Annotated in this window: 13 protein-coding genes; 4 read left to right on the top strand and 9 right to left on the bottom strand. The window is 75.7% G+C overall.

The window, feature by feature from the left end; genetic code table 11:
- Window positions 1–72: 72 nt before the first annotated feature.
- The 6 genes from IH54_RS0128945 to IH54_RS40345 all read right to left on the bottom strand — a co-directional run bounded on the left by IH54_RS0128945 (window position 73) and on the right by IH54_RS40345 (window position 9,842).
- The gene (locus tag IH54_RS0128945; protein WP_031522426.1) at window positions 73–1,542 is read right to left on the bottom strand and encodes an HEXXH motif domain-containing protein; all 1,470 of its coding nucleotides are present in this window, start codon (window positions 1,540–1,542) and stop codon (window positions 73–75) included.
- A complete protein-coding gene (locus IH54_RS0128940; RefSeq protein WP_043182599.1) occupies window positions 1,539–2,693 on the bottom strand; it encodes an FxsB family cyclophane-forming radical SAM/SPASM peptide maturase in 1,155 nt (384 codons plus the stop codon). The genes IH54_RS0128945 and IH54_RS0128940 overlap by 4 nt, the downstream gene beginning before the upstream one ends.
- 301 nt (window positions 2,694–2,994) lie before the next feature.
- Complete coding sequence (gene fxsA / locus IH54_RS40350; RefSeq protein ID WP_043182589.1) at window positions 2,995–3,198, bottom strand: FxSxx-COOH cyclophane-containing RiPP peptide; 204 nt, start codon at window positions 3,196–3,198, stop codon at window positions 2,995–2,997.
- Window positions 3,199–3,229: 31 nt separating this feature from the next.
- Entirely contained in the window at window positions 3,230–6,682 is a 3,453-nt protein-coding gene (locus IH54_RS45770) for an SAV_2336 N-terminal domain-related protein (RefSeq protein ID WP_159012122.1), read from the bottom strand.
- 7 nt (window positions 6,683–6,689) lie between these two features.
- Entirely contained in the window at window positions 6,690–7,670 is a 981-nt protein-coding gene (locus tag IH54_RS0128925; RefSeq protein WP_031522419.1) for an AAA family ATPase, read from the bottom strand.
- Window positions 7,671–7,778: 108 nt separating this feature from the next.
- On the bottom strand, window positions 7,779–9,842 hold the full coding sequence (locus IH54_RS40345) for a trypsin-like peptidase domain-containing protein (RefSeq protein WP_043182587.1): 2,064 nt from the start codon (window positions 9,840–9,842) through the stop codon (window positions 7,779–7,781).
- A gap of 136 nt (window positions 9,843–9,978) precedes the next feature.
- Here IH54_RS40345 and IH54_RS0128915 point away from each other — a divergent pair, with 136 nt between their 5' ends.
- The 3 genes from IH54_RS0128915 to IH54_RS0128905 all read left to right on the top strand — a co-directional run bounded on the left by IH54_RS0128915 (window position 9,979) and on the right by IH54_RS0128905 (window position 12,317).
- The gene (locus tag IH54_RS0128915) at window positions 9,979–10,164 is read left to right on the top strand and encodes a DUF6104 family protein (RefSeq protein WP_031522416.1); all 186 of its coding nucleotides are present in this window, start codon (window positions 9,979–9,981) and stop codon (window positions 10,162–10,164) included.
- 318 nt (window positions 10,165–10,482) lie between these two features.
- The gene (locus IH54_RS0128910) at window positions 10,483–11,319 is read left to right on the top strand and encodes a DUF4097 family beta strand repeat-containing protein (protein ID WP_031522414.1); all 837 of its coding nucleotides are present in this window, start codon (window positions 10,483–10,485) and stop codon (window positions 11,317–11,319) included.
- A 5-nt stretch (window positions 11,320–11,324) separates the two neighbouring features.
- Window positions 11,325–12,317, top strand: coding sequence for a PadR family transcriptional regulator (locus IH54_RS0128905; RefSeq protein ID WP_031522412.1), 993 nt, complete (start codon window positions 11,325–11,327; stop codon window positions 12,315–12,317).
- Window positions 12,318–12,335: 18 nt separating this feature from the next.
- On the opposite strand, the gene IH54_RS0128900 is transcribed toward IH54_RS0128905, so the two are convergent.
- Together IH54_RS0128900 and sodN are read right to left on the bottom strand one after the other, a co-directional pair.
- On the bottom strand, window positions 12,336–13,301 hold the full coding sequence (locus IH54_RS0128900; protein WP_031522410.1) for a zinc-binding dehydrogenase: 966 nt from the start codon (window positions 13,299–13,301) through the stop codon (window positions 12,336–12,338).
- A gap of 107 nt (window positions 13,302–13,408) precedes the next feature.
- Window positions 13,409–13,804 carry a superoxide dismutase, Ni gene (gene sodN, locus IH54_RS0128895; protein ID WP_031522406.1) on the bottom strand — a complete coding sequence of 132 codons (396 nt, stop codon included), beginning with the start codon at window positions 13,802–13,804 and terminating at the stop codon, window positions 13,409–13,411.
- 138 nt (window positions 13,805–13,942) lie between these two features.
- On the opposite strand from sodN, the gene sodX reads away from it, so the two are divergent.
- The gene (sodX, locus tag IH54_RS0128890; RefSeq protein WP_031522404.1) at window positions 13,943–14,368 is read left to right on the top strand and encodes a nickel-type superoxide dismutase maturation protease; all 426 of its coding nucleotides are present in this window, start codon (window positions 13,943–13,945) and stop codon (window positions 14,366–14,368) included.
- Here the strand turns inward: sodX and IH54_RS0128885 are convergent.
- Window positions 14,272–14,904, bottom strand: coding sequence for a CGNR zinc finger domain-containing protein (locus IH54_RS0128885; protein ID WP_031522401.1), 633 nt, complete (start codon window positions 14,902–14,904; stop codon window positions 14,272–14,274). The two genes, sodX and IH54_RS0128885, sit on opposite strands and share 97 nt — an antisense overlap.
- Between the last annotated feature and the right edge of the window lie 241 nt (window positions 14,905–15,145).

The raw sequence follows: 15,145 nt of genomic DNA, 5'->3' as shown, positions 1-15,145 counted from the left end.
TCGGGCCGCCGTCCGCTCACCGGCCCGGGGAGTCCGGTGCGCCGACGGGTGGTGCGGCGGTGTCCCGCGGCGTCAGGAGGCCTGGCGGCGCCACATGACGCGGGCGGTCTCGACGTAGGAGGTGGCCCGCGCCAGATGGCCGTCCGGCGGGGCGTGGTCCTTGAGCCGGGCGTGGTGCGCGGCCATCGCGGTGACCAGGGTGCGGCCCTGCGGGGTGAGCCGGCTGGAGCCGAGCAGCTGCGGCAGCGCGGCCTCCACCTGCTGGCGGCAGCGGCAGTGGTCGGCCCACGCGGCGTCCCGGACGGCGGGCGGCGCGCCGCTCAGCGCGACGCGCTGGTGGAAGTCGGCGAGCGCGAGGTGGGCGTAGGCCCCCTGGAAGAGCCCGTCGAAGGGGCGCGGATCGGAGCGCCAGGGGGCCCAGTAGCGGGGCTCGTCACCCGCGGTGTGCAGCACGGTCAGCTCGGTCAGGGCCAGCAGCTTGGTGTGCTGGAGCTCGTGGACGATCGTGCCGGCCAGTTCCAGGCCGCTGCGCGGAACGCTGCTGAGCACGGCACCGAAGGCGTCGCTGCGGGTCGCGCTGGAGCGCGCGGTGGGCGAGCCCGCCAGCGGCACCAGGCAGTCGAGCAGCACGTCGGCCTCCAGGACGCGGCCTGCGCCACCGAGCCGCAGCCACGGCCGGGCGTCCTGCCAGGCGGTGCGCCAGCGGGCGTACCGGTCCGGGTCGAGCAGGCCGGAGGCGGACATGCCGTACGGGTTCGGGCCGTCCTCCTCGTCGCGGTACGGGTCGGTGTCGTCGACCAGCACCGGCCGGCCTGCCGGGCTCCACAGCGCCCTGATCGGCCGCCAGGCCGCGGCGGCGGAGCGCCACACCCCGTCCGGACCCCGCCGTACCTCCACCCGCCCCGCCGCGGCCGCGGCCCTGCCCGGATGCGGCGCGTCGTGCCCGGCGCAGGCGTCCCCGCCGCTCCGCCCGGCGGGCGGCACGTGCAGCCACAGCCGGCTGCCCTCGCCCGTCACCCGTACCGCGGCGTCCCCGTCACCGGCGGCGCAGCTTCCCAGCGTGGGCAGCACCAGCTCGCCGTTGCGGGTCGCCACGTCGGCGGTGAAGCGCAGCCCGGCGAGCGCGGCAGCGGCGGCGGCGAGCGCGCCGAGGTGGGCGAGCGCGACGGCGGGGGCGGGCCCCGTACCGGCCGCGGAGCCGGAGCCCGCTCCAGGTCCGGCCTCCGCGACGGCCGGCGGCTCCGGCCGCGTCAGCGCGCGCAGGGCGCGTTCGGCCCAGGCACCGGTCAGCGGGTAGTCGACGACGCGGCGGGCGGCTGCCGGGTCGGCCCGCTCGGCGGCGGCCAGCAGCCGCCAGTCGGCCAGGACGCGGGCCGCGGCGGCGGGCGGCAGCACGGACGGCGGGGCCTCGGCGACGGCGTCGAGCAGCGCGCGCAGCGTCAGCCGCCGGCGGCGACGCTGCCCGGCCACGAGCATGTCCAGCGCGGCGGCGTCGCCACCGGTGCTGCCGAGGGTGCGGAGCAGGGCATCGGGTACGTTCACCGGACTGTCTCCCGGGGGGCGTGGCCGCCGGATCCGGCGCCCGCCGCCGCGGCGAGCCGGGCGCCTATGTGGCGGATCAGGAACGCGAGGTCGGCGCAGTAGACGGAGGGGTTGCGGAACCCCTCGCCGGCCAGGTAGCGGTGGGCGTAGTGGCCGCCTCCGCAGACGGTCACCAGCGGGCAGGCCCGGCAGGCCGGGCCGAGAGCGGCCAGACCCGCCTGGCGGGCGGCGACTCCCGGGTGGGCGAGGACGTCGTCGAAGCTGTGCCGGAAGACGTCCATGCCGGTGGCGGCGGCGCCCTCGTACGCGGACTTGAGCGAGTCGACCTGCTCGATGCTGCCGTCGGTCTCGACGACGACGGCGGTGAAGGGCTGGAGCCCCAGCCGCTCGATGGCGGCGGGCACCCCGAGCAGCAGCGCGACGCACTCCTCGAACAGCCGCACCCGGGTGCGGCGCCGGTCGGCCTGCCACCAGCGGTCGAAGACGGCGGTCAGCCAGCGGCCGTACGGGGCGGGGTCGCCGGGCGGCGCGGGGAGCCCCGGGGGCGGGGCGGACCAGTTGCCGTGCGGCAGCAGCAGGTCGATCGCGGGCGGCGCGAAGTCCAGCAGCGAGTCGTAGACCTCGACCGGGTCGTGCCGCAGGTCCACGACGCTCAGCACACCGGCGTACGCCTCGGGCGCGGTCTCGGCGAGCAGCCGCAGCCCGGCGGCCGCGGCGGGCCAGCCGGGCCGCCCGGCGTGGTCGACCCGCGCGGAGTTGTGGGCCGCGCGCCCTCCGTCGAGGCTGACCCCCACGCCTATCCGCGCGGCGGCCAGCGTGCTGACGGTGTCCCTGGTCAGCAGGGTGGCGTTCGTCTGGACGCCGGCGTGGACGGTCGCGGGCACCGTGCGGCGGATGAGCTCGACGTCGGCTGCCAGCCGGTCGGCACCGGCCAGCAGCGGTTCGCCGCCGTGCAGGACGACGGAGACCTCGCGCAGCCCGTGCGCGGCGGCGTGCTCGGCGATGCGTTCCGCGGTGCGCCGCACGACACCGGCGGTGGGCTGCCGGGGACGCTCGCGCCAGCCGTGGTCGGGACCCGCGTACAGGTAGCAGTAGGTGCAGGCGAGGTTGCACCGGCTGTGTGCCTTGAGGATGAACTGCCGTATCGGCACGGCCGTCGGGCGCGGCACGGCCGCGTCACCGGCCCGCGGCTCTTTCCCCGTCGCCTGCTGCGCCACTCTCCGCCTCCCCGTCCGCTGGGGCCTGTCGGGCCCCGTAGGCCCCGCGGTGATTCCCACCGCGCCGCCCGCCGCAAACGCCCGGCACGGCTTTTGGCCGTAAGGCAGCGACGTCCGTCCTGTTAAGCGTGTCCTCGGGCGGGCAATGTGCGCCGGAGGTGCTTCGTGGCGCGCCGGGAGGGCGGTGGGCTCTCGGGTGGCTGGAGGTGTGTGCCCGGCGCGGTCACCTCACGCGTCAGGACTTCGCGTGCGAGAACCCGTCGGTTCCGCTTCCCCCGTTGTCGAATCCCCACAGCGCCCCGCCGCCGGGGGCGGCGACGCGTTCGCGCAGGTCCTCCACCAGGGCGGCGAGCACGGGGTGGTCGACCGTGCGGAGGGACTCCAGGTCGAGGGCGAGGACGTCGGGGGCGGGGTCGGGGTCGTGCCGGTCGGTGTGCATCGCGGCCCTCCGTCGGGGGGTTGAGTCGGTTTCAGACGTCGTTGCTCAGGGCCGCGAGCCGCGCCGCGGACTGCCGGCCGGCCTCACCGCCGTCGTCGGGCAGCCTGCGCCACCACCCCGCCGCGGAGCGGTACGCGTCCGTCGCGGCCCGCCTGCGGTGCGCGGCCTCGTTGACCGCTCCACGCCAATGATGCGCCTGCGCGGACAGCCGCACCATGGGCAGTGGGTCGGCGGCGGCGGCCGCGGCGCCCGCCGCGGCCTCGGCGGCGCGCCGGTAGGCGTCGTCGGCGAGGTCGAGGCGCTCGGCCCGCCCGGTGTAGGCGTGGGCCAGCCGGTGCACCTGCCCCAACTCGAAGGCGATGCGGGCGATCTGGGCGGGCTCGACGGCGGGCTGCGCGGCGCGGCCGAGCACCCACTCCGCCTCCCGCAGGTCGACGAGGTCGCGCTCCGCGGTGTAGCGGAGCACGAGCGCCCGGCCGAGCATCAGCAGCCGCCAGGGCAGCCGCGGGTCGCTCTCCGGGGTCTCGGTGCGGCACTCGCGCAGCACCTGCACGGCGGTGTTGACGAAGGTCTCGCCGCCGGGGAGCCCGGAGCGGTCCAGCAGGACGGCGCCCCACTCGGCGACCAGGTCGCTGTATTCGGGCCGGTCGCGCGGGGTGAGCCGGCAGGCCTCCGCAAACCGGCCCGCGGCGGCCTCCAGTTCGCCGGGCGGGCCGCCCTCGGCGTAGCGGGCGGCGCGGATCCGGCCGGCGCGGGCGAAGATCGAGGCGCGCTGCAGCCGGTCGCGGGTGAGGCCGAGCGCCCGGTCGACGTGCCGCTGCGCCTCGGGCAGGCGGCCGCCGGCCGCGAGCAGCGCATCGACGAGCGCGAGCAGCGTGCGGATGACCCGCTCGGGCGCCGGGCCCGCACCCTCCGTACCACCGGAGCCGCCGGCGGAACCGGCGGAGGCCGCGGAACCTGAGGCGCCCGAACCGGCGGAGGCCGCGGCGCCCGCCCGCTCCAGCTCCTCCAGCGCCGCCGCGAAGGACTGCGCGGCCTGCTGGGCGCACACCTGCTCGCGCTCCCGGTCCGGCGCGGCGCCGGCCAGCCGCAGCAGCGCCCGGCCGTGGGCCATGGCCAGCTCGCTGGGGCGGGGCTCGGCGGGCGGCCAGGCGTCCGCGAACGCCTCCAGCATGCCGACGGTCTCCTCCAGGAGCGCGGTGTCGCCGCTCAGCTCCCACTGGCTCTCCAGCACCTGCACCCGCTCCAGGGTGGCGCGCAGCACCCCGCTCGTGTCCAGGCCCGGGGCGGCGCACACGGCGGTCAGCTCGCGGTCGGCGCGGCGCAGTTGCTCCAGCGCGCCGCGGACGTCGCCGACCGCGGTGCGGTCGTCGGCGGACGCGCGCAGCACCCACGCGCGGACCTCGCGGGCGCGGACCGAGCCGGGGTGCGCGGCGGCGACCTCGGAGGCCTGCTGCGCCTCGCGCAGCAGCGAGGGGCTGCGGCGCAGCCGCCACAGCCGGATGAGCTGCTCGGCGAACTCGCTCCACAGCTCGGGGTCGGTGGCGTGCCGGCGCTCCTGCCGGGTCGCGGTGCGCAGCAGCCCCACCGCGTCGATCAGCTTCTGCACCAGGTTCTCTGCCAGGAAGGCCGCGACCAGTTCCCTGGCCTCGGCCAGCGCCGCCGCGCTGTCGCCGGTACGGCCCGCGGTGCCGGGCCGGCCGCCCGCGGCGCCGGCGGAGGCAGGCGGGGCGTCCGTGCCGTCCGGCGCGACGAAGCGCTCCAGCACCCGCGCGGCCACTTCCGCGAAGGGCTGGGAGCCGTCGGCGCCCGCGGTGCCGCCCTCGGCGAGCGCGGCCCGGCGCGCGGCGGCGGCCACGGTGGCGTCGGCGACCGGGTCGGCGGGCCCGTCGGTGAGCTGGTTGACGGCCATCGCGAGGAAGTTGGGCCCGCCGCGGCCGAAGCGCTGCTCGACGTACGCCGAGCAGTGCTTGAGCACCAGGGCGGCCTCGTCCCTGCCGAGCGGCTGCAGCAGCTCGTCGCGCACGCCGGGCGCGAACTCGTACCACCGGTGGTCGTCGCCGTCGGTGCGCACCACCAGCCCGCTGAGCAGCACCTCGGCCAGTTCGGCGGGGCCGGACAGCGGCAGCATGGTGCGCTGGACGATCTGCATGACGGGCAGGAAGAGCGGCGCCGCCGAGAGGTAGACGGCCAGGTGCGAGGCGGCGGGCGAGGCGGAGGAGCGGAAGGTCTCGACGAGCGGGCCGGGCGCGGGCGCGGCGCGGCGCGGGCGGCCGGGGCTCGCGGGCTGGTCGGAGCGCACCCAGCCGACCGCGGCGGGCACCTCCCCGGCGCCCGTCCCGGCCAGCAGCCGCGCCCATGCGCCGAGCGCCTGCGCGGTGGGCGGCAGTACGGGCACGGGCAGCGCGTCGCCCACGGGCGGGGTGGTGAAGCCCCCGGCGCCGGCCGAGAAGCGCAGCGCGGCCGCGGGCAGCGGCCCTTCGGCGCGGTGCAGCACCCCGTACGACACCGGCAGCCGGGTGCGGGCCCACAGCCGGGTCGGCAGCGGCTGGAGCACGGCGACGGGCCCGTACGCGGCGAGCCGGTGCAGCAGCCGGTGCGCCTGGCCGGAACGCCACAGCGGGCCCACGCAGTCGCTCACCAGCAGGGTGATCCGGCGTCCCGTCGGGTCTCCGAGCTGCTCGGCGGAGCGCCTTTCCGCGGGCTCGGGGTCGAAGTGCCGGCTGACGGCGGGGCTGCCCTCGGGCCCGACGTGCAGGTAGCGGACCTGCACCTCGTGGAAGGCGCCGAGGCGTTCGAAGACGCCGCCGAGGTCGCGCAGCATCCGCTCCCACACGTACATCGACGAGGACGCGTCCATCAGCAGCTGCATGGTGGCGTTGCCGCGCCGCACGGGGCGGAAGACGGGCAGCAGCAGGCCGCCGGCCAGAGCCGTGCGGTCGGCGGTCGCGGACTCGTCGAGCACGCTGCGCAGCGGGCGGGCCGGGGTGTGGTAACGCTGCAGCGGGCGCAGTGCGGCCTGGAGTTCGAGCAGCCGGGGCAGCGCGGGCGCCTCGGGCACGGCGACGGCCAGACCCGCCGGCCCGGTCCTGGCGCGTCCGGTGTCGCCGCCGCCGGGGTAGAGCTGCAGGGTGCCGGGGGGCTCGTCCTCCGGCGGGGCGAGCCGGCTTCCGGCGCCGTCGCTGCCGTCGGCGGGCACCTGCGGCAGGTCGCCGGGGGTGCCGGCGCTGCTCCCGCCGGTCGGCGGCCGGTCGACGGGTCCGGGCGGCGGGACGGGTTCGCGCGCGGTGGGCTGGGACCAGCGGGCCAGCCACAGGGCGTCGGCCAGCTCGTCGTGGCCCGGTGCGAGGCCGGCGCCGCTCAGCCGTCCGACCAGCTCGGCGACCGGGTCGGCCGGTCCGGGCGGGCCCGTGCCGGCGGGCGGCTCGGGCGGCCGGCCCGGCGGCTGCGGGGGCGGCCCGGCGGTCTCGTGCTCGGCGTCCACGGCAGCCTCACCTGGGCCGGTCGAGCCGCTGGATGAGCATGTCCGCGAGCCGGGAGCGGGTGGGGGGCGCGGCATGGTGGGTGAGGTAGATCGCGTTGAGCAGCTGGTCGGTGGCCAGCAGCTCGCTGCGGGAGCGGTCCAGGAAGCGGGTGACCAGCTCCTCGCCGAGCTCGGCCGCCTCGTCGCCGAGGTGGGCGCGGACGACGGTGGACAGCCGGTGGTGGTCGGGGCGGTCCAGCTCCAGGTGGATGCAGCGGCGCAGCAGCGGTGCCGGGAAATCCCGCTCCCCGTTGCTGGTGAGGATCACGAACGGGAAGGCGTGGCAGCGGATCCTGCCCTCGCTCACGGTGACCTTGGCGCCGTCGTCGGTCATGACGTCGACATGCGGTTCGCGCTCGGCGAGCCGCTCCAGCTCCGGGATGCCGAACTCGCCCTCCTCCATGACGTTGAGCAGGTCGTTCGGCAGGTCGATGTCGCTCTTGTCCAGCTCGTCGATGAGCAGGACGCGCGGCTTCCTGGTCGGCAGCAGCGCGGTGCCGAGCGGGCCGAGCCGGATGTAGCTGCCGATGCCGCCGGGCGGGGCCGTGCCGGTGTTGGCGGCGATCTGGGTGTCCTGGAGGCGGGCGATGGCGTCGTAGCGGTAGAGCCCGTCCTGGAGGGCGCTGCGGCTGACGATCGGCCAGTGCAGCACCCGGCCGAGGCCCAGCTCGTGCGCGACGGCGTGCGCCAGGGTGCTCTTGCCCGAGCCGGGGCTGCCGGTCACCAGCAGCGGGCGGCGCAGGTAGAGCGCCGCGTTGACCATCTCCAGCTCCTCGGGGCTGGGGCGGTGCATCTCGGCCATGTGGCGGAAGGCGCCGAGGCGGCGCGCCGACGAACTGTCCGGGCCGGGGCCGGGCGCGACGAGCGGGCCGCCGTCGAAGTCCCGCCAGGGCGGGGGGTCGGGCAGCGCGTCGATACGGGTGTGCGGTTCGCCGGTGCCGCGGTAGATGAGCCAGTCGCCGGCCTGGCCGCCCGGCGCCGCCTCCGCCGCACCGGCCGTGCCGGTCGTGCCTGCGGTCTCCGCCGTCTCACTCACCGCGGTACCTCGCCTCCGTCGTCACGGTGCCTCCAATAGGTCGTCCGCCCCTGGCAGGGGGCGCGTCGGATCCGTGCACAGCATGGTCAGCCCGGTCGCCCAGTAGCTCTCCGGCACCTTGCGCGCCACCTTGGCCCGCAGGTCGGCGAGTGCGGCCGGCAGCCGGCCCGCGGTGCGCGCGACCCGTACCGTGTGGGCCACCCCGCGGTGGAAGTCGGCGCACAGCATGTCCTCGCCCACCGGCTCGTGGCGCCACAGCGCGACGCCGTAGCCGCTGAGGAAGACGCGGTTGAGGGCGTCGTGCGCGGTGTCCGCGCTGCGGCACAGCACCGGCAGCGTGTCGTTCGGGCGGGCGCGCAGCGCGTCCTCGTCGGGCAGCTCGCTGGGGACGCCCTCGTCGCAGTCGAGCACGTCGGGGCGGGGCCGCTGGGTGGCGAGCGCGCCCCAGCGGGCGGCCCGGCGGGCGGCCTGCTCGTCGTCCTCGGCGGGTACGTCGGTGCGCCGGATCACGACCGGCCGATCGGGGGTCAGCGTGCCGCCGCCGGGGCCGAACGGCCAGTCCGCGGCGGCGAGCGGGATGAAGTCGCCGGGCACCGCGAGCTGCAGCGGGGCGAGGACGCGGGCGGAGTCGCAGCGGCGGAAGGCCTCGCGAAGCGGCTGGCGCAGGGCGCCGGGCAGCGCGGCCAGCTCGGTGCGGAAGCCCTCCTCGACGACCTGCACCCGCCCCTCCGGGTGCATCACGGTGACCCGCCAGTCGAAGCGGCCCGGTGCCCAGCCGTCGGGGAAGAGCTGGAGGATCGCCTCGGGCCCGTTCCACTGCTCGGGCGTGAGGTCGACGCCCGTGCTGCCGCGGGAGCCCGCCCGCGCGCGCCGCTCCTCGCCGAGCGCGTAGCGGAAGACCCGGTCCAGGGCGGCCTCGCCGGCGTGGCCCTCGGCCCATTCCCACACCGCGGGCTCGGCGGGGTCGTCGAGGTCGCCGAGCCGGTCGGCGGTCGCGGCGAGCACCGCGTAGCGGAGCACGGCCTTCATCTCGGTGGTGCCGCGGCGCAGTTCGTAGAGCAGGCCGAGGCCGTCCCGCCAGGAGCGGGGGGCGAGGTCGACCTCGAAGGAGGTGCCGCGGGAGTCCTCGACGATCTTGCGCAGGGTCTCGGCGTCGGTCGGCGGCGGGAGCTGGGCGAGCAGGCCGAGCAGCTTGGTGCGCAGCCCCGGGGTGAGGGCCCGGCCCGCGCACGCGTCGATCTCGCTGTGGACGTCCGTCCAGGTGTCGACGCTGCGGTTGACGGAGTTGTGCCGGTCGGCGTGGTAGAGGTCGTGCGCGGACGTCACCCGCTGGTAGAGGTCGGCGGCCGGTTCCCGCTGGTGCCGGTCGGCGGCCGGGCCCCGCTCGGCGCCGGGCAGCCGCCGTAACTGCTGGACGGGGACGGCGAGCCCGCCGTCCTGGTGCGCGGTGCGCTGCGCCTTGACGACGCCGATGACCTCGCCGCGCACCAGGTCCAGGACCGGGCCGCCGGACACGCCGTGCGGGATCTCGTCGTCGCCGAGCCGCAGCATGCTGCCGAGCTGGCCGCGGACGGTGCAGCGGCCGTCGAAGGCCTCCACGTCGCCGGTCAGCTCGGTGTAGCCGAGGTACGCGACGAGGCTGGCGGGGTACGTGCGCGGGGTGCGTTCGCTGAGGTACACGCACGGGTGGTCCACCGGGTCCAGCAGCCGCACCAGGGCCAGGTCGGGCGCCGGCCAGGCGCCGCGGCCCTCCCACACGGCGGGCTCGGCCCACTCCACGACGCCGTCGAGCATCCGGTCGCCCCAGCCGACCGTGACCTTGGCCTCAGCGGCTTCCACCGGCTCCCCGGCCGCCGCCGCTTCCTCCGGCGCGCCGTCGGGGCCCGCCGGCTCCCCCGGTGCGCGGCTCACGACATGCGCGCAGGTCAGCACCCACTGGGGCGCCACGAAGAAGCCGCTGCCGTAGAGCGGGTGCCCGGCCCCGGCGCCGTGGATGCGGACGGTTGCCCTACGGGCCAGCGGGACGAGGTAGTCGGCCGGGTCGGCGTCGTCGGATGGGTCGGAATCGCCGCTGTGCGGTGTCACCCCGTCCCCCTCACGCCGTCGCTCGCGTCCCCCTCCGGGGCTGCTCCTATCCTTGCGGTTGCAGGTCCTGTCCGTCCCCGTCCTCCGCAGTTCTTCCCCGTCCTGTTACCGTCCCACCCCTGTTCTGGAGCAGATCTTGTACTTCACCGACCGCGGCATCGAGGAACTCGCCGACCGGCGCGGAGAGGAGGAGGTCACGCTCGAATGGCTGGCCGACCGCCTCCGCGAGTTCGTCGACCTCAATCCGGAGTTCGAGGTCCCGGTCGAACGCCTCGCGACATGGCTCGCGCGCCTCGACGACGAGGATGACGCAGACGCCTAGCCCGCCGGTTGCGCTCCGGGGTGCCCCTTGCGGTGACCCGCGCGACCTTCCCGCCGTGGGGGCTGAGCGCGCAGTTCCCCGCGCCCCTGAAAACGCTCACCCTGCGCGCAGAGGGCACTCGTTTTTCAGGGGCGCGGGGAACTGCGCGGCCGACCACAGCGGCGAGAAGGTCCCGCGGCGGCCTCGCGAGGCAGCCTGCGGGGCCGCCGCCCGCCCCGCAGGGGCTGAGCCTCTTCTTGACACGAGCGGGACGCGATATATCGTGTAACTCAGCAGACGCGGTATATCGCGTCCCGCTCGCCCAGAAGGAGGCGCACGATGACCGACCGCACCGTCAGCGAACCCGGCACGTTCGAGTTCGAGGGCGCCCTCGACACGCTCTGCGTCCGCATCGTCGGCGGCGCCGTCAATGTCGTGGGCACGGGCGAGGGCCCCGCCCGGATGGAGATCACCGAGCTGGTGGGACCGCCGCTGGTCGTGACGCAGCAGGGCCGCACCCTGACCGTCGCGTACGAGGACCTGAACTGGAAGGGCTTCCTCAAGTGGCGCGACCGGCACGGCTGGCGGCGGCGCGCGGTGATCTCGCTCGCGGTGCCGCAGCAGACCTCCGTGGAGGTCGGCGTGGTGACCGCGGGCGCGGTGATCTCCGGGATCAGCGGCTCCACCGTGGTGCAGGGCGTCAACGGCGACACCACCCTGGTCGGCCTCACGGGGCCGGTGAAGGCCCACACCGTGGCCGGCAACGTCGAGGCGCAGTCGCTGTCCGGCGACCTGCGGGTCAACACCGTCAGCGGTGACCTCACCGTCGTCGAGGGCAGCGGCCCCGGCGTGCGCGCGGACTCGGTCAGCGGCTCCATGGTGCTGGACCTCGACCCCGCGGCCGGCGCGGACGTCCACCTCACGACGGTCTCCGGCGAGATCGCCATCCGCATCCCCGAGCCCGGCGACGCCGACGTCGAGGCGAACACCACGAGCGGCAAGGTCTCCTGCGCCTTCGACGAGCTGGAGGTCAGCGGCATGTGGGGCACCAAACGCATCACCGGCCGGGTCGGCGACGGCGGCACCCGGCTGCGCGCCACCACCGTCTCGGGGGCCATCGCACTGCTGCGCAGGCCGCCCGTGGAGGACGCGCCCTCGTTCCGGAAGGACCTCTGATCACCATGGCGCCCGTCTTCGCCCACGGCCGGCTGCGGCTGTACCTGCTCAAGCTCCTCGACGAGTCGCCGCGGCACGGCTACGAGGTCATCCGGCTGCTGGAGGAGCGCTTCCACGGCCTGTACGCGCCTTCGGCCGGCACGGTCTACCCGCGGCTGGCCAAGCTGGAGAAGGAGGGCCTGGTCACGCACTCCACCGAGGGCGGCCGCAAGGTCTACGCCCTCACCGACGAGGGCCGGGCGGAGCTTGCCGCGCGGGCCGACGAGATCGCCGGCCTGGAGGCGGAGATCCGCGCGTCGGTCTCCACGCTGGCCGCCGAGATCCGCGAGGACGTCCGCGGCGCGGCGGGCGACCTGCGCCGGGAGGTGCGGGCCGCCGCCCAGGAGGCCAGAGCCAAGCCCGGGGACGCGGGGTATCCGTACCGCGAGGCGACCAGGGAGTGGAAGGAGCAGGCCAAGCAGGCACGCGAGGAGAGCCGCCGGGCCAAGGAGGAGGCACGGGCGGCGCGCAAGCAGGCCAAGGCCGCGCGGGACGCGGTGGACAGCGCGCGCGACGAGTTCCAGCGCATCGCGCACCAGGTGCAGAGCCAGGTCCAGGAGCACACCCGCACCGGCGACTGGCAGTCGGGCCTGCGCGAGGGCCTGGCCGAACTGAGCCGCGAGCTGGGCCGGTTCGGCATCCCGGGTGCGGGTACGGGCGCCGGCCCGACGGACGTCCCGAAGACGCCGTGGGCGCCGCCGTACCGGTCCGCCGCGGAGGACACCGCGACCGAGGACACCGCCACCGGGGACACCGGCACCGGGGACGACGACGCGCCCGTGTCCGACAACCCGGTGCGCGACCTGGAGCGGCTGCTCGACCGCTTCCGCGACGACGTGCGCGACACCGCCCGCGACCGCGGGGTGACGGACCCGCAGCTGCGCGAGGTCCGCCGCCACCTGAAGGCGGCGGCGGCCCGTATCGCGGCGACGCTGCACGGCGGCGGGACGCAGCCCTGAGGGTCCGCCGGGCGGGCGTCAGCGGTTGGTGAGCACGATCTTCCCGAAGACGTCGCCGCTCTCCAGCCGCTCGAAGCCCTCGCGCGCCCGGTCCATCGGCAGCACGCTGTCGACGACGGGGCGCACGCCGGTGAGCGCGCAGAAGCTGAGCAGGTCCGCCAGCTCGTCCTTGGAGCCCATGGTCGAACCGACGACCTTCAGCTCCAGGAAGAAGATGCGGTTCAGCTCCGCGGCGGGCGGGTTGGGCCCGCTGGTGGCGCCGGAGATGACCAGGGTGCCGCCGGGGCGCAGTGATGTGACGGAGTGCGACCAGGTGGCGGCGCCCACCGTCTCGATGACGGCGTCCACCCGCTCCGGCAGCCGCGTGCCGGGCTCCACGGCGGCGTGCGCCCCCAGCTCCAGCGCCCGCTGCCTCTTCCCCGCGTCACGGCTCGTTGCGTAGACTCTCAAGCCTGCGGCACGCGCGAGCACGATCGCGGCCGTGGCCACCCCGCCCCCCGCGCCCTGCACGAGGACGGCGTCCCCGGGGCGCACCCCGGCGTTGGTGAAGAGCATCCGGTAGGCCGTCAGCCACGCGGTGGGCAGGCACGCCGCTTCCTCGAAGCTCAGCCCGGCGGGCTTGGGCAACACGTTCCACGCGGGCACGCTCACCAGCTCGGCGAAGGTGCCCTGGTATTTCTCCGTCAGCAGCGAGCGCCGCTCGCGCGGTCCGACCCCGTGCCCGGTCTGGCCGATGACGGAGTGGACGACGACCTCGTTGCCGTCCTCGTCGATCCCGGCGGCGTCGCAGCCGAGGATCATCGGCAGGCTCTCCTCGGCCAGCCCCACCCCCCGCAGCGACCACAGGTCGTGGTGGTTGAGCGACGCGGCCCTGACCCGTACGGTCGTCCACCCCCCGCGCTCCGCCGGCTCGGGCCTCTCGCCCGACTCCAGCCCGGAGAGCGGCTGCTCCTTGTCGATGCGCGCGGCATACACAGCAAACATCCCCGCACGCTAACCCACTCACCCGCCGCACCGGCCGGAAGGCGGTACGACGGGTGAGAAAGCGACGGAGCCCACACGCGCGGGCCGCTGCCGGGAGGCGCGAGGCGTCAGGCCTTCTTGGTCTCCCAGAAGATCTTGTCGATCTCGGCGATCAGGTCCAGGGCCTTCTGCCCGGTGGCCGGGTCGTTGGAGGCCTTGGCGGCACTGAGGGCCTTGAGGGTGTCGTTCACCAGCTGGTGCAGCTGGGGGTACTTCTCGAAGTGCGGGGCCTTGAAGTAGTCGCTCCAGAGCACCGAGACGTGGTGCTTGGCCAGCTCCGCGCGCTGCTCCTTGATGACGACGGCGCGCGTACGGAAGTCCGCGTCCTCGTTGGCCTGGTACTTCTCCTGGACCGCCTTGACGGACTCGGCCTCGATGCGGGCCTGGGCCGGGTCGTACACGCCGCAGGGGAGGTCGCAGTGTGCGCTTACCTTCACCTTGGGCGCGAACAGGCGAGTGAACATGGCTGTCCTTCCTCGTGATCGTCTTTCAGGTGGGACATTACTCCCTGGAGGAGTCGTTTTCTCGGGTGCCCCAGGTGGCTTAGGCCAAAAGTCTGGTGTCACCCTGGGGCTGGTGGAGGAACGAGCCGGGAGGCGGTAATGCGGGAGCAGGGGGCCAGGCTGTCGTGGCAGCTGGTCGAGGTCACGGGTCCGTCGATGGCGCCCACGCTGCTGAACGGCGACTGGCTGCTGGTGCAGAAGATCAGCAGCGGCGCCGAGCTGGTACGCGAGGGCGACGTCGTGATCATGCGGCATCCGCTGCAGCAGGATCTGCTGATCGTGAAGCGGGCCGTGGAGCGGCGCGAGGGCGGCTGGTGGGTACGCGGCGACAACACCTTCGTGGAGAACGACAGCCGGGAGTTCGGCGTGGTGCCGGACGACCTGGTGACGGCGCGGGCCCGCGGGCGGTTCCGGCCGCCGCGCGAGCTTCAGCGGTCTGTCGCGGGGGTGGCCTCCTGGGCCGCGTCGTGCGTGCGGCCGCTGCGTCCCGACCGCTCGCTCTCCAGGCGCTTGCGCGCACGGTAGGCGGCGACGTTGGCCCGGGTGGCGCAGCGGTCGGAGCAGTAGCGGCGGGACCGGTTCGTCGATGTGTCGACATAGGCGTTGCGGCAGGGCGCCGCCTCGCAGACGCCCAGCCGGTCCACGCCCAGCGTGGTGAGCTGGAAGGCCAGGCCCATGCACGCGGTCGCCGAGTAGCCCGCGGTGGCGTTGACGGCCTGGTCGGCGAGGTGCATGTGCCAGTCGGGTCGGCCGGTCTCGTCGTCGAGCGTGTCGTGGCCGGAGATCTGCGGGCTGACCGGGAATTCCAGCATCAGCGCGTTGAGCAGGTCGACGGCCCGGACCTCGTCCCCCTCGTCGGCGGCCTCGAACACGCCGCGCAGCCGGGTGCGAACGGTACGCAGCCGCGCCACGTCGGCCTCCACCGCCCGGGAGGCGGCGTGGGTGCCGGGCCCGAGCAGGTCCCGTACGGCGTCGACCGAGGTGAGCGCGTCCTCGCCGCGCAGCGGCTGCTCGGTGTTGACCAGGCGCACGGCCAGGTCCGCGTAGTAGGCCAGATCCACGGTGGTCCTCTTGGTCCCTCGGTCCTCGGTCCTCGGCGGGTGCCGCCGGGCCGCGTAACAGCCCGGTGGGCTTCCAGGCTATTACGCCGGGCAACACGCCCGCGGCCACCCGTCCGGCCCAGGCGCCCCGGGCCCGCCGAGCCCGGGGCCCCGGCTGGTGCTGTGACCGGGAGGGTTTGCCGGTAGCTTGCGGCGTCCGGTGCGGTGCGTCGCAAGGCGCCGGATCGGCCTCGTAGTGGGC

Source organism: Streptomyces sp. NRRL F-5123 (assembly GCF_000721495.1).
Lineage (GTDB): Bacteria > Actinomycetota > Actinomycetes > Streptomycetales > Streptomycetaceae > Actinacidiphila.
The sequence above is the reverse complement of the archived record's forward strand: the minus strand, read 5'-3'. Positions and strand labels throughout refer to the sequence as shown.

What these genes read in the sequence shown, in the direction of transcription:
- fxsA (WP_043182589.1), bottom strand. Translation starts at nt 3,198, where the DNA reads ATGCACACCGACCGGCACGACCCCGACCCCGCCCCCGACGTCCTCGCC.
- sodX (WP_031522404.1), top strand. Translation starts at nt 13,943, where the DNA reads ATGCGGGAGCAGGGGGCCAGGCTGTCGTGGCAGCTGGTCGAGGTCACG.
- IH54_RS0128905 (WP_031522412.1), top strand. Translation starts at nt 11,325, where the DNA reads ATGGCGCCCGTCTTCGCCCACGGCCGGCTGCGGCTGTACCTGCTCAAG.
- sodN (WP_031522406.1), bottom strand. Translation starts at nt 13,804, where the DNA reads ATGTTCACTCGCCTGTTCGCGCCCAAGGTGAAGGTAAGCGCACACTGC.
- IH54_RS0128900 (WP_031522410.1), bottom strand. Translation starts at nt 13,301, where the DNA reads ATGTTTGCTGTGTATGCCGCGCGCATCGACAAGGAGCAGCCGCTCTCC.
- IH54_RS0128910 (WP_031522414.1), top strand. Translation starts at nt 10,483, where the DNA reads ATGACCGACCGCACCGTCAGCGAACCCGGCACGTTCGAGTTCGAGGGC.